Source organism: Pseudomonas sp. RW409, from assembly GCF_003184125.1.
Classification (GTDB): domain Bacteria; phylum Pseudomonadota; class Gammaproteobacteria; order Pseudomonadales; family Pseudomonadaceae; genus Aquipseudomonas; species Aquipseudomonas chlororaphis_I.
Genome location: NZ_QHHP01000041.1, coordinates 461,822 through 475,778, shown reverse-complemented (window position 1 = coordinate 475,778; position 13,957 = coordinate 461,822). Strand labels below are relative to the sequence as shown.

The window sequence follows — 13,957 nt, the reverse complement described above, 5'->3', positions numbered from 1 at the left end:
AATCCCGGGCCGGCCCAGGATTGCGCGCGCGAATAAGGCGCTGGTATCGAGAAAATGCAAAAACCAAACCAAGGCTCCGAAAAGAAGCGCTCGAGCCCTGAAACAGACGTTTAAAGTTCTCTTTCGCAGCGTTTTGCCGGCTGCGCTGGGTACTTTCGAACCAAAATGGGCTGCGGATGGATGAAGGTGCAGTTTGATGCACCAATATAGTGCGATTTATCCGAGGCTGCGCTAAAGAATGGCCAGCGGCACGCCGGGCCGAAAATTTTCGGCGCACGCAAAAAGGCCCGCTTGCTGCGGGCCTGGAAGAATGCGGCGGATGGCGTCTCAGTGGGCGGGCTGGGCGTCCTTGTCGATACTCGGTGGCAGCATCGTGGGACCCTCGATCAGCGGCGTGGCAAGGGGTTCCCGGGCCGGTTCGTCGGCGTCCGCCTGCTCGGCGGTGGACAGGTCGGCGGCGTTGTGGCCGATGCGCTTGAGCAGCAGGAGCATGCACACCAGGGAGACCAGGGCATAGCAGGCCGAGGCGATGGCCACGCCGACAATGCTTAACGATGGCGCGGCGGTGTGGTTGCTCAGCAGCCGCGAGATCGGCATGGAGCATGGGGTCGTGCCCATGGCGCGAATCCTCTCATCGGCCTCGGTCAGCCTGTGCGTGGGCGTGGCCATGGTGATCGAGCGCGCCTGAGGCGGAGCTACCGCTCGGCGTTGTTTCACGCCGGGCGCAAAGTGGGGGCACCGTTGGCGAATCAACGCCTGATTTGCGGCGGCATCCGCTGCGGCGCTGCTCTACAGTGCACAGACATTCCCTCTGGTGCTGGAGACGGCCATGGACAACGCCCCCTTGCTGTTCCAACTGCCCGATGACGACACCCTGTACCGCGCCTTGCTCGAACGCGACCCGGCCTATGACGGGTTCGCTTTCGTCGGGGTCAAGAGCACGGGGGTGTTCTGTCGGCTGACCTGCGCGGCGCGCAAGCCCAAGCGCGAAAACACGGTGTTCTTCAGCTCGATCAAGGCCTGTGTCGAGGCCGGTTTTCGCGCCTGCCTGCGCTGCCGTCCGCTGGAGCAGACAGGTGCCCAGGAGCCCCTGGTCAAACAGCTGCTGGCCTTGCTGGAAAACAATGCCGACAAGCGCTGGTATGAAGGCGACCTGATCGAGCTCGGCTTCGACCCTTCCACGGTGCGCCGGGCCTTCAAGCGACACTTTGGCGTGACCTTCCTGGAAATGGCCCGGCTGCGGCGGATTGGCGAGGGCATGCAGCAACTGGCGGGCGGCGCCAGCGTGATCGATGCGCAGATCAGCGCCAGTTTCGATTCCGACAGCGGCTTTCGCAGTGCCTTCACCCGGCTGCTCGGCCAGCCACCGTCGAACCTGCGCGGCCGTGAACTGCTCAAGGCCGACTGGCTGCAAACCCCGATCGGCGTGATGCTGGCGGTGGCCGATGCGCAGGCCCTGCATCTGCTGGAGTTCTTCGACCGCCCGGCATTGGCCACTGAGCTGAAGCGCCTGCAAGAGCACACCGGCTCGACCATCGGCTTCGGGCGTTTTGCCCCCATCGACCAGATCGAGAGCGAATTGCGGCGATTTTTCGCCGGGGAGTCGGCGAGCTTTGCCACGCCGCTGGCGCTGAATGCTTCGGCCTTCACTCGCACGGTGTGGCAGGCACTCAGGGCCATTCCTCCAGGCGTTACCCGCAGTTACGCCGAGGTGGCGAGCAGCATCGGTTCGGCCTCCGCCGTGCGGGCCGTGGCCCGGGCCAATGGCGCCAACCAGATCGCCGTCGTGATTGCCTGTCACCGGGTGATAGGTTCCGACGGTTCGCTCACCGGTTATGGCGGTGGGCTGTGGCGCAAACGCTGGCTGCTCGAACATGAGCGGCGCCTGTACTCGCAGATTCAGGCGCGACAACACCTCAGGGCCGATGAACCCGTTGCAGGGTGAAGGTCAGCGGCGGGCTTTGCTGGATCACCCGCTCGCCATCGAGCACTTGCACCGCCAGGCGGTGCTCGCCGCGATCGATGTTCACCAATTGCAGGCTAGGCAGGTTGCCGGGCTGACCGTAAGGCTGGTCGTCCAGCAGCAGGCGCAGGCGATGCTCGTTGAGCAGGGGCGGTTGCAGGCGCACCTCGACCTCGAAGGTGCCGTTATTGGCACGCACCACGCCACCATCCGCCACGCCGCTCAGCTCCAGGGTGGTGTAGGCCGGTGCGCGGGTGGGTGGCGCCTGTGTTGGTTCGACGCCGGGCGGTGTGAGCGCCCTGGGCGCCTCGATGCGATTCAGCGGCGCCAGCTCGACGGCCTGGCCGGGCACGCCGGCCGGCGGCTGGTCGCTGTAGGCAGTGTTGCCGTGGGCGTCGGTGTAGCGGTAGATCTGCGCGGCGGCCGGCAGGGCGGCCAGCAACAGCAGGTAGAGACAGGGCACACGCATGGCAGCTTTCCTGGGCGCTGGGGGCGGCGGCTTCAAGGATGGAAGTGCCTCCAGCATAGAGCCGCAGACCGTGCCCGGGTTCGCCGCTTCAACCTTTGAACACACAAAGCTCGGCGGTGGCACGGATCAGCGCCAGTTGACGCAGTGGTGCCCGATCACCTTCGTGGGTGGCCTGGGCCAGCCATTGTGGGCACTGCGGGTCGTTGCGGTGGGGGCTGAAATCGGCCAGTTGCTGCAGCAGGCGTTTTTGTAACCGATCAAGTTGCGGGCGGATCTGCCCCACCAGGTCCGGGCGCGGGGCGTCCGGTGCCTGGCCTTGCAAGGTCCACTCGGACAGATGGGCGTACTGCACCAGCTTGTTGGCCTCGATCTGCGCGGCGAAGAACTGTTCCACCGCCGCGCCGTCGAGCTTGTAGGCCGGCGCCTGGGCCACCGCGCCGGCAATCACCTCACGCTCGCGCGGGCGGTCTTCCACCGGCTTGTGGCTGTCCCATTTGCTCAGGGCCACCTGGTCGGCGATGGCCAGGCGTTCTTCGATGCTGGCCAACAGAGGGCTGAGGGTGGCAGGGGCGGCACAGGCATTGCCGGCCAGCAACAGGGTCAACAGGGCAAGGCAGAATCGCGAAGTCATGGGCAGTCTCGGCTTCTTGGGGACAAGTCGGCGGCCATGATGCACGCAAAACCGCAGTGCCTGGCAAGCGTCGGGCACAAGATGGATCATTGGCCGGCCGCGGCGGTCGCGGGCGCCCCGCAATCGGTCGGGCTGGAAGACAGTCGCTTGCCGCTTTCGTCATAGACGATCCGGCAGGCGCTCAAGCCGTTGTCGATCAGCTCGCGGCTCTTGACCACGCCGTTGCGGTGATAGCACAGCTGTTCGCCGGTCAGTTGGCCGTCGGACTCATGACTTTTCACCTGTTGCTGGTTGATGGTCATCCAGGTGAAACCCACCGAGTTTTTCTGGCACTCGACCTGCCCATTGTCGTAGTAGGTGCGCTGAGTGATCTGGTCATTGTCGCCGATGATCTTCTCGCGGATCTTTTGGCCTGTTTCATAGTTGTACTCGATGGAGCCTTGGGGGCTGCCAAAGAGAAAGTCCGTTTCCCAGGACAGCTTTCCGTGGGTGAACCGCCGTTGTTTTCCACAGCGTTCGACGGTTGAACCGCGCTTGTCGAAGCGGCACCAGTTGGCTTCTTCATAAAGCACTTCGTCCTGATCGTATTGTTTCATCAGGCCGACAAAGCGCCCTCCCTCGAAGCGTCCGACCGTGGCCGGCGTACCGTCGCGCAGGAAGGTCAGGTGAGGGCCTTCGTAGCGATCGTTGTGCCAGGAAATATCGCTGATCAGCTTGCCGTCTTCGCTGTAACCCAGTGATCGGCCTTCCCGTTTGCCATTCTCATATTGCTGCGAGTACTGCAGGTTGCCGCTGGGGCTATAGCCTTCGCGGGTACCGGACAGCACATCTGCCTTGTAATGCTCGATCAGGACCAGCACGCCGTTGGCGTCGGTTTCGCGCAACTCACCGTCTTTTTTATCGGCGACGAAGTTCACGCTCTGGTTATGGCCCTTGTCTGTCTTGAGTATCCACGGGCCGCTTTTCAGGCCGTTCTCGAAGTTGCCGCGACCTGCTTGGGTCACCCATGGCCCTTCGCGTTTGTCGTTGCGGTAGCTGCCGCTCTCCGTGGAGCCGTCCACCCGCTCTTCGCTCGGACCGTCGAGCACACCCTGGACATAGGTCTGGAAGCCGGTGACAGCGGATTCGCCTCCTTCGTCGTAGGACAGCACCCAGCGTCCCTCACGCAGATCGTCCCGATACTCGCCGGTAGCGGTTTGCCAGCCGTAGGACTCAGTCCACTGGCCTTGGCGTTTGCCATCGACAAAACGGCCGTGGGTCCAGCCATCGTCTGGGTTGGAAAAACTCCATTCGCCGGTGCGTTGGCCGTGGGCATAGGCACCCTGGGCGATGACGGCACCGCCGAAACTGGAGTACTCCACGTAGGCCCCGTCCTCACTGCCAATGAAGCGCTGCGGCTCGGTCTCCCAGGCGATGTGGCTGGCCCGGTAGTTGTACAGCAGGGGCTCGCCCTCCGGCGCAGGTGCTTCGCCACGCCAGTAGGTGGCGGTGAGAAAACGTCCGTCCTTTTCGGCAAAGGTCTTTTTGTAGCTGTACTGCTCAGCTCCGGGCGGATTGGTGGTGATGGGCTGCCCATTCTGGTCGAAGTAACCCACCAGGGTGCCGGCCGAATGGTCGAGCTGGTTGAACTCGTCGAAACCCGAGTCTTCATAGAAGACGCTGTAGTTCAGTGGCGTCAGCTGGCGCAGGGCCTGTTTCACCGTCGGGGCATCGAGCTTCTTGCGGTCTTTGGCGATGCGCTCCAGGGCGGGCTGCAGTTTCTCCAGGCGCCGGTAGAGGCGGTCGTTTTCGTCATAGCGATAGGCATGCAGGCGGTATTGGCCACGCTGTTTGAACAGCACCAGGCGGGTCAGGGACTCATCATCCAGGGCGATGTTGAACACCGACTCGATGGTGGCATCGCCGAAGTCGTCCAGCAGCTGCGGTTGGCCCTCGTCCGGGTCGACCGAGTAATAACCTTTGACGCTGCCGGCCTGCTTGATAAAGGCCAGGGTCGCCGAGCTTTCCGCCAGGCCGGTGATCAGCGGGTGGGCCAGGGATTTGTCAGCATAGAAAGGAGCGGCCTGGGTACTGCCGAACGCCAGGCAGGCGATCAGGCCGAGAGAACGAGTCCACTGCATACGAATCCCTTCGTCGAGGCGCCGGACAGCGGGCGCGAGAGGCGCGGATTATCCATGGATGGCTGGTCCGGGGGAATGCTCCGGGGCGATGGGCGGGCAATAAAAAAGGCCTCCCGAGGGAGGCCTTTTCTTGTCACGCCGCGTGGGGCGGCGCTACCGGATCAGCAGCTGTAGTACAGCTCGTATTCCAGTGGGTGTACGAAGGTACGGACCTTGATTTCTTCTTCGCTTTTCAGGGCGATGTAAGCGTCGATGAAGTCGTCGCTGAAAACGCCGCCTTTGGTCAGGAACGCACGACCTTTGTCCAGCTCTTCCAGGGCTTCTTTCAGGCTGCCGCAAACTTGTGGGATCTCTTTCGCCTCTTCAGGCGGCAGGTCGTACAGGTTTTTGTCGGCCGCGTCGCCAGGGTGGATCTTGTTCTGGATACCGTCCAGGCCAGCCATCAGCAGGGCAGCGAAGGCCAGGTATGGGTTGGCAGCCGGATCCGGGAAGCGTGCTTCGATACGGCGGGCTTTAGGGCTCGACACGTAAGGGATACGGATCGAAGCGGAACGGTTGCGAGCCGAGTAGGCCAGCATTACCGGAGCTTCGAAGCCTGGTACCAGACGCTTGTAGGAGTTGGTCGAAGGGTTGGTGAAACCGTTCAGCGCCTTACCGTGCTTGATGATGCCGCCGATGAAGTACAGGGCGGTGTCGGACAGGCCGGCATAACCTTCGCCAGCGAAGGTGTTCTTGCCATCCTTGGAGATGGACATGTGCACGTGCATACCCGAGCCGTTGTCGCCGTACAGAGGCTTAGGCATGAAGGTAGCGGTGCGGCCGTAGGCATCGGCCACGTTGTGTACGCAGTACTTCAGGGTCTGAACTTCGTCGCCCTTGTTGACCAGGGTGTTGAACTTCACGCCGATTTCGTTCTGGCCGGCAGTCGCCACTTCGTGGTGGTGAACTTCGATGACCAGGCCCATTTCTTCCATGGCATTACACATGGAGGTACGGATCTCGTGGTCGTGGTCGAACGGAGGAACCGGGAAGTAGCCGCCTTTGACGCCTGGCCGGTGGCCTTTGTTGCCGCCTTCCACGTCCTGGTCGGACATCCACGAGCCTTGCTCGGAGAAGATCTTGAACATGGAGCCGGAGATGTCGGACTTGAACTTCACTTCGTCGAAGATGAAGAACTCAGGCTCTGGGCCTACGAATACGGTGTCGCCGATACCGGTGGACTTCAGGTATTCCTCGGCACGCTTGGCGATGGCGCGTGGGTCGCGATCGTAGCCCTGCATGGTCGAAGGTTCGATGATGTCGCAGACCAGGATCAGGGTCGGCTCTTCGGTGAACGGGTCCAGGACGGCGGTTTCGTCAACCGGCATCAGGATCATGTCGGAGGCTTCGATGCCTTTCCAGCCAGCGATGGAGGAGCCGTCGAACATTTTGCCGATTTCGAAGAAATCGTCATCCAGCGCATCACGGGCCGGCATGGTCACGTGGTGCTGAGTGCCTTTGGTGTCAGTGAAGCGCAGATCAATCCATTTGACGTCATGATCTTTGATGAGTTGAACCGACTTCGACATAGTGTCCTCCGGGTGGCTTCGGGCGAGTGTTGGTGTGCCCTTAGAATGTGGGTGATGCCGGCGCAGATACTCTGCCATGGCAACCTGCCTCACAAGGGAGCAAATTGCATGCCAGTGCCCTGAGTTGGGTTTTATGCCCCAAACTCACGCATTCCGGGCGCTATTTGGGCCCGATTGGCAAACTGACGCACCGCAATGTCGCGTTTTTATCTGGCGACGACCCGTTTTGGTGCACGAAAAACCGAGTGCACATTAATTGGTTAAACCTTGAGCAATTTCCGCTATAATCCGCGCCCCCCTTTTTCGGCTGGCCCAGCGCGCGCTGTTTTCATGAAACTAATCGTTAAAGTTTTCCCGGAAATCACCATCAAGAGCCGCCCGGTACGGACGCGTTTCATCCGTCAGTTGGCCAAGAACATCCGTGCCGTGCTCCGCGATCTGGACCCGGCCGTGGTGGTCAATGGTGTGTGGGACAACCTCGAGCTGGAAACCGCCGTCAGCGAGCCGAAAGCCTTGAAGGAGATGACCGAGCGCCTGAGCTGCATGCCGGGCATCGCGCATTTCCTGCAGGTCGATGAATACCCGCTGGGCGACTTCGACGACATAGTCGCCAAGTGCAAGCAGCACTTTGGCGAGGCCCTGGCGGGGAAAGTTTTCGCCGTGCGCTGCAAGCGCGCCGGCAAGCATGAATTCAGCTCCATGGATGTGGAGAAATACGTCGGCAGCCAACTGCGTCGGCAGTGCGGCGCCGCCGGAATTTCCCTCAAAGAGCCTGCAATCGAAGTGCGGATGGAAATTCGCGACCAACGGTTGTTCGTGATCCACAGCCAGCACAACAGCATCGGCGGTTATCCGCTGGGCGCCCTGGAACAGACCCTGGTTTTGATGTCCGGCGGTTTCGATTCCACGGTGGCGGCCTACCAGATCATGCGTCGCGGCCTGATGAGCCACTTCTGCTTCTTCAACCTGGGCGGGCGTGCCCACGAATTGGGCGTGATGGAAGTCGCGCACTATATCTGGAAGAAGTACGGCAGCTCCCAGCGCGTGCTGTTCGTCAGCGTGCCGTTCGAGGAAGTGCTCGGCGAAATCCTCGGCAAAGTCGACAACAGTCATATGGGCGTCATTTTGAAGCGTATGATGTTGCGTGCCGCGTCGAGCATCGCCGACCGCCTGCACATCGACGCGCTGGTCACCGGCGAGGCGATTTCCCAGGTGTCGAGCCAGACCCTGCCGAACCTCTCGGTCATCGACTGCGTAACCGACAAGCTGGTGCTGCGTCCGCTGATCGCCAGCCACAAGCAGGACATCATCGACCTGGCCAACGAAATCGGCACCGCCGACTTCGCCAAGCACATGCCGGAGTACTGCGGGGTCATCTCGGTGAACCCCAAGACCCACGCCAAGCGCCATCGCGTGGAGCACGAAGAGAAAGAATTCGACATGGCGGTGCTCGAGCGTGCGATCGAGCGGGCCAAACTGGTGCCGATCGATCGGGTAATCGACGAACTGGGCCAGGATTTGCAGATCGAAGAAGTCAGCGAGGCGCTGGCGGGCCAGATCGTGATCGACATCCGTCATCCGGATGCTCAGGAAGACGACCCGCTGGAGTTGGCTGGCATCGAGATAAAAGCGCTGCCGTTCTATGCATTGAATGCACGCTTCAAGGAACTGGACCCTACTCGCCAGTACCTGCTGTATTGCGACAAAGGCGTCATGAGTCGCCTGCATGCTCACCATCTGCTCAGTGAGGGACATGCCAATGTGCGCGTTTATAGACCGAGCTAAGTGCCCGGGGCTGTTTGCCTGTGGCTTGCGTCACCGGCCCCCCGACGCCACCGTCAAGCTGTAACGGCCTTGCCGGACTCTATTGTTAATCGCTGCCAGCAGTTGTCAGCACACCGAATCCTCTGATCGAGATACACAAGTGATCGAAAATCTACGCAACATCGCCATCATTGCTCACGTTGACCACGGTAAAACCACCCTGGTAGACAAACTCCTGCGTCAATCCGGCACCCTGGAGCGCAACGAGCTCAACGACGAGCGCGTGATGGACTCCAACGACCAGGAAAAAGAGCGCGGTATTACCATCCTGGCCAAAAACACCGCCATCAACTGGAACGGCTACCACATCAACATCGTGGATACCCCGGGCCACGCCGACTTCGGCGGCGAAGTTGAGCGCGTAATGTCGATGGTCGACTCCGTTCTGCTGCTGGTCGACGCCCAAGACGGCCCTATGCCGCAAACCCGTTTCGTGACCAAGAAGGCTTTCGAAGCCGGCCTGCGTCCGATCGTGGTAATTAACAAGGTCGACCGTCCAGGCGCGCGTCCTGACTGGGTTCTGGACCAGATCTTCGACCTGTTCGACAACCTGGGTGCCACCGAAGAACAGCTGGACTTCAAAGTCGTCTACGCCTCGGCCCTGAACGGCATTGCCGGTCTGGACCACACCGACATGGCCGAAGACATGACCCCGCTGTACCAGTCGATCGTCGACAACGTTCCGGCTCCAGCCGTTGACCGTGACGGTCCGTTCCAGATGCAGATCTCCGCTCTGGACTACAACAGCTTCCTGGGTGTGATCGGCGTTGGTCGTATCGCTCGCGGTCGCGTCAAGCCGAACACTCCGGTCGTCGCTATCGACACCGAAGGCAAGAAGCGCAACGGCCGTATCCTGAAGCTGATGGGTCACCACGGTCTGCACCGTGTGGACGTTGAAGAAGCCGCTGCCGGCGACATCGTCTGCATCAGCGGTTTCGACGAGCTGTTCATCTCCGACACCCTGTGCGATCCGACCGCTGTCGAAGCGATGAAGCCGCTGACCGTCGACGAGCCGACCGTTTCCATGACCTTCCAGGTCAACGACTCGCCATTCTGCGGTAAAGAAGGCAAGTTCGTGACCAGCCGTAACATCAAGGAACGTCTGGACAAAGAGCTGCTGTACAACGTTGCACTGCGCGTTGAAGAAGGCGACTCGGCCGACAAGTTCAAGGTTTCCGGCCGTGGTGAGCTGCACCTGTCGGTACTGATCGAAACCATGCGTCGCGAAGGTTTCGAAATGGGCGTTGGCCGTCCTGAAGTGATCATCCGTGAAGTCGACGGCGTGAAGCAGGAACCGTTCGAAAACGTCACCATCGACATCCCTGAAGAATCCCAGGGCAAGGTCATGGAAGAAATGGGTCTGCGTAAAGGCGACCTGAGCAACATGGTTCCGGATGGCAAGGGCCGTGTACGCCTGGAATACAACATTCCAGCCCGTGGTCTGATCGGTTTCCGTAACCAGTTCCTGACCCTGACCAACGGTGCAGGCATCCTGACCTCGATCTTCGATCGCTACGCTCCGATGAAGTCCGGCCACATGTCCGGCCGTCAGAACGGCGTACTGGTTTCGGTCGAGACCGGCAAGGCACTGACCTACTCCCTGGAAACCCTGCAGGCGCGCGGCAAGCTGTTCGTCGAGCACGGCCAGGAAATCTACAACGGTCAGATCGTTGGTCTGAACAGCCGTGACAACGACCTGGGCGTGAACCCAACCAAAGGCAAGAAGCTCGACAACATGCGTGCTTCGGGCAAGGACGAAACCATCGCCCTGGTTCCGCCGGTTCGTTTCACCCTGGAACAGGCTCTGGAATTCATCCAGGACGACGAGCTGTGTGAAGTGACTCCTAAGTCCATCCGTCTTCGCAAGAAGATCCTGGACGAAGGCGAGCGTACCCGCGCTGCCAAGAAAGCCAAGAACTGATCTTTTAGTTCAGGCTGAATAAAAACGCCCCCGGTCGAAAGGCCGGGGGCGTTTTTTTTGATCTGCGAAAATGAGCTGATTCCTGTAGCCGCTGCCGAGCGCCAGCGAGGCTGCGATCGGCCGCGTAGCGGTCGTCAAGCGGTGTATCTGAAACTCTGCGGTGGCCCGTACTGCGGCTGCTTTGCAGCCGTTCGCAGCTTCGCCAAGGCTCGGCAGCGGCTACAGGGTGGCAGGGTTACGCGGGGAACAGGGTTGCAGGCGCAGGTCGAGGCTCAGAAGCGTTCCAGGGTCCGGCTGCCGGTGTTGGTCGGGCGCTCGACCGGCTTGGGCTTGTACGCGCAATAGCCTGGGCGCGGGCCGATCTTCGGGTGGTTGCGGCAGGTGTCCGGGCGCTTGTCATAAATGGTGCACAGGCGGCTCTTACGATCCAGATACAGGCAGTCGTTGTTGCTCATGCGCTGCAGGGTGAAGATCTCGGACTTCTGGTTGTAGCGCTCGACGATGCCTTCCTTCTGCAGGCGCTTGGCGATGTTCTTCGCCGGCTCGCCGCGCTCGAATTCGTCGACGATGCCGATGCGGATCAGATCCTTGATCTTGACCTCCACCGGCAGGGTGCAGCAGCTGGACATGCAGGAGCCGCACATGGGCGCGGAATACTTGGCCCAGGTATCGAGTCGGTCGATTTCCGCGGCGGCGATCAGGTTGGACTTCATCAGGCTTGCTTCCAGCGTGTGTATCAGGGCGCGCGATCATACCGGTACTGGTGGATTTTTGAACAACCATTTAACGGAATTTAACCGTGCCCGGGGGGATTGCGAGGGTCGGCACGGCATCTGCATCATTTTTACCCGCTGCCGCGGGAGACGCTGCCTCTGTTCGGTCAATTGCACGACGCGCCGAACCAGAGACTTTGGCTCCTGTCAGACCGACTAGGCTCAGACAATTCCATGCTCACTGTCTATCTCGCTCGAGGTCGTATTCATGACTCAGGAACTGCAAGTTCGTGACGCTGAGGTGGCCGCTTTTCGCGATGCCGTCCTGACCAAACTCACCTACGCGGTGGGCAAAGACCCGGACCACGCTTTCGACCATGACTGGTTCGAAGCCATCGCCCTGGCGGCGCGCGATCACATGGTCGAGCACTGGATGGACCACACGCGGCAGATCTACCGCAAAGGCCAGAAGCGCGTTTATTACCTGTCCCTGGAATTCCTCATCGGCCGCCTGCTCTACGACAGCCTGAGCAACCTCGGGCTGCTGGACGTGGCGCGCGATGCCCTGAGCGATCTGGGCGTCGACCTGGAGCGCATCCGCCTGCTGGAGCCGGACGCGGCGCTGGGCAATGGTGGCCTCGGCCGGCTGGCGGCGTGCTTCATGGAAAGCATGTCGACCCTGGGCATTGCCGGCCACGGCTACGGCATCCGTTATGAGCACGGCTTGTTCCGCCAGGCCATAGTCGATGGCTGGCAGCAGGAGCAGACCGAGCACTGGCTGGATTTCGGCAACCCCTGGGAGTTCGAGCGTCCGGAAGTGATCTATTCGATCGGCTTCGGTGGCAGCGTCGAGACCGTCACCGACGAGGCTGGCCATGCGCGGCAAGTCTGGTGGCCGGCGGAAACCGTGCGCGCGGTGGCCTACGACACGCCGGTGGTCGGCTGGCGCGGCGCCAGCGTCAACACCCTGCGCCTGTGGCGGGCGCGAGCCATGGAAGACCTGCACCTGGAACGCTTCAATGCCGGCGATCACCTCGGCGCGGTGGCCGAGGTGGCCCGCGCCGAGAGCATCTCGCGGGTGCTCTACCCGGCGGACAGCACCGAAGCCGGCCAGGAGCTGCGCCTGCGCCAGGAATACTTCTTCGTTTCCGCATCCTTGCAGGACCTGCTGCGCCGGCACAAGAACATGCACGACTCGGTGCTCAGCCTCGGCGAGCATGCGGCGATCCAGCTCAACGACACGCACCCATCGATCGCCGTGGCCGAGCTGATGCGCCAGTTGGTGGACCTGCACGGCATCGCCTGGGAGGCGGCCTGGCAGATCACTGTCGAAACCCTGGCCTACACCAACCACACGCTGCTGCCCGAAGCCCTGGAAACCTGGCCGGTGGGCCTGATGGAACGCATGCTGCCGCGGCACATGCAGATCATTTACCTGATCAACGCCCAGCACATCGATTCGCTGCGGGCCAAGGGCATCCACGACTTCGACGTGCTGCGCGCGGTGTCGCTGATCGAAGAAGACAACGGGCGCCGCGTGCGCATGGGCAACCTGGCGTTTCTCGGTTCCCACAGCGTCAACGGCGTGTCCGGCCTGCACACCCAGCTGATGCGCAGCACGGTGTTCTCCGAGCTGCACAAGCTGTATCCGGAACGCATCAACAACAAGACCAACGGCATCACCTTCCGCCGCTGGCTGTACCAGGCCAACCCCAAGCTGACGGCGATGCTGGTCGAGGCCGTCGGCCCGGAGCTGCTGGACAACCCCGAGGAGCTGTTGCTCAAGCTCGAGCCCTTCGCCGAGAAGTCGTCCTTTCGCAAGCAGTTCGCCGAGCAGCGCCTGCATAGCAAGCGTGCACTGGCGGCGATCATCCATGAGCGCCTGGGGATCGCGGTCAATCCGGCGGCGCTGTTCGACGTGCAGGTCAAACGGATCCACGAGTACAAGCGCCAGTTGCTCAACCTGTTGCACACCGTGGCGCTGTACCAGGCGATCCGTGCCGAGCCGGAAATCGACTGGGTGCCGCGGGTGAAGATCTTCGCCGGCAAGGCCGCGGCCAGTTATCACCAGGCCAAGCTGATCATCAAGCTGAGCAACGATATCGCCCGCACGGTGAATAACGATCCGACCGTGCGTGGCCTGCTCAAGGTGGTGTTCCTGCCCAACTACAACGTCAGCCTGGCCGAAAGCATCATCCCGGCGGCGGACCTGTCGGAGCAGATCTCCACTGCCGGCTTCGAGGCCTCGGGCACCAGCAACATGAAGTTCGGCCTCAACGGCGCCCTGACCATCGGCACCCTGGATGGCGCCAATGTCGAGATGTGCGAGCGGGTCGGCGCCGAGCACATGTTCATCTTCGGCCTCAGCGCCCAGCAGGTGGAGGCGCGCAAACGCAACGGCGAGTTCAGCGCGGTGCCGGACATCGCCGCCTCCCATCGCCTCAACGATGTGCTGCAGGCAATTCGTGGCGGGGTGTTCTCGCCGGACGATCCGGCCCGCTACACCGGCCTTATCGATTCGCTGATCGACTATGACCGCTTCCATGTATGCGCCGATTTCGATTCCTACTGGAATGCCCAATTGCATGTCGAGGAGCGCTGGCGCGACAGCAATCATTGGTGGCGTTCGGCGGTGCTCAACAGTGCGCGCATGGGCTGGTTCTCTTCGGACCGGACCATTCGTGAGTACGCCACGGAGATCTGGAAGGCTCTGGAATAGGCTGCTCGTCGGCCCCCTAGTGTCGAAAG

The 13,957-nt window shown here is 61.5% G+C and carries 9 protein-coding genes and 1 pseudogene; 4 read left to right on the top strand and 6 right to left on the bottom strand.

The features are described from left to right. Nucleotides 1-327: 327 nt before the first annotated feature. Nucleotides 328-549 (bottom strand): annotated as a pseudogene (locus DK261_RS22585) (MFS transporter); the annotation flags it as partial. Nucleotides 550-829: 280 nt separating this feature from the next. On the opposite strand from DK261_RS22585, the gene DK261_RS22580 reads away from it, so the two are divergent. Beyond that, nucleotides 830-1,945: a bifunctional transcriptional activator/DNA repair enzyme AdaA gene (locus DK261_RS22580; protein ID WP_110176432.1), complete on the top strand. Its 1,116-nt coding sequence runs from the start codon at nucleotides 830-832 to the stop codon at nucleotides 1,943-1,945. On the opposite strand, the gene DK261_RS22575 is transcribed toward DK261_RS22580, so the two are convergent. From DK261_RS22575 to glnA, 4 genes are all read right to left on the bottom strand, one after another. Next, nucleotides 1,917-2,432, bottom strand: a complete 516-nt coding sequence (locus tag DK261_RS22575) for a DUF4124 domain-containing protein (protein WP_038630402.1) — start codon at nucleotides 2,430-2,432, stop codon at nucleotides 1,917-1,919. The genes DK261_RS22580 and DK261_RS22575 overlap by 29 nt on opposite strands. 88 nt (nucleotides 2,433-2,520) lie before the next feature. After that, nucleotides 2,521-3,063 (bottom strand): chorismate mutase, encoded by a 543-nt coding sequence (locus DK261_RS22570; RefSeq protein WP_041985467.1) that lies wholly within the window; start codon nucleotides 3,061-3,063, stop codon nucleotides 2,521-2,523. 86 nt (nucleotides 3,064-3,149) lie between these two features. After that, entirely contained in the window at nucleotides 3,150-5,183 is a 2,034-nt protein-coding gene (locus DK261_RS22565; protein ID WP_110176430.1) for a hypothetical protein, read from the bottom strand. Between the two features lie 161 nt (nucleotides 5,184-5,344). After that, the gene (gene glnA, locus DK261_RS22560) at nucleotides 5,345-6,751 is read right to left on the bottom strand and encodes a glutamate--ammonia ligase (RefSeq protein WP_007929953.1); all 1,407 of its coding nucleotides are present in this window, start codon (nucleotides 6,749-6,751) and stop codon (nucleotides 5,345-5,347) included. 330 nt (nucleotides 6,752-7,081) lie between these two features. Between glnA and thiI the strand changes: the two genes are divergently transcribed. Both thiI and typA read left to right on the top strand, forming a co-directional pair. Further along, the gene (thiI, locus tag DK261_RS22550; RefSeq protein WP_016702616.1) at nucleotides 7,082-8,536 is read left to right on the top strand and encodes a tRNA uracil 4-sulfurtransferase ThiI; all 1,455 of its coding nucleotides are present in this window, start codon (nucleotides 7,082-7,084) and stop codon (nucleotides 8,534-8,536) included. Nucleotides 8,537-8,675: 139 nt separating this feature from the next. Further along, entirely contained in the window at nucleotides 8,676-10,496 is a 1,821-nt protein-coding gene (typA, locus tag DK261_RS22545; RefSeq protein ID WP_009046549.1) for a translational GTPase TypA, read from the top strand. A gap of 272 nt (nucleotides 10,497-10,768) precedes the next feature. Here typA and DK261_RS22540 read toward each other — a convergent pair whose 3' ends face one another. Further along, nucleotides 10,769-11,212 carry a YkgJ family cysteine cluster protein gene (locus tag DK261_RS22540; RefSeq protein ID WP_028683793.1) on the bottom strand — a complete coding sequence of 148 codons (444 nt, stop codon included), beginning with the start codon at nucleotides 11,210-11,212 and terminating at the stop codon, nucleotides 10,769-10,771. 265 nt (nucleotides 11,213-11,477) lie between these two features. Between DK261_RS22540 and DK261_RS22535 the strand changes: the two genes are divergently transcribed. Further along, entirely contained in the window at nucleotides 11,478-13,928 is a 2,451-nt protein-coding gene (locus tag DK261_RS22535; RefSeq protein ID WP_009046551.1) for a glycogen/starch/alpha-glucan phosphorylase, read from the top strand. Nucleotides 13,929-13,957: the final 29 nt, after the last annotated feature.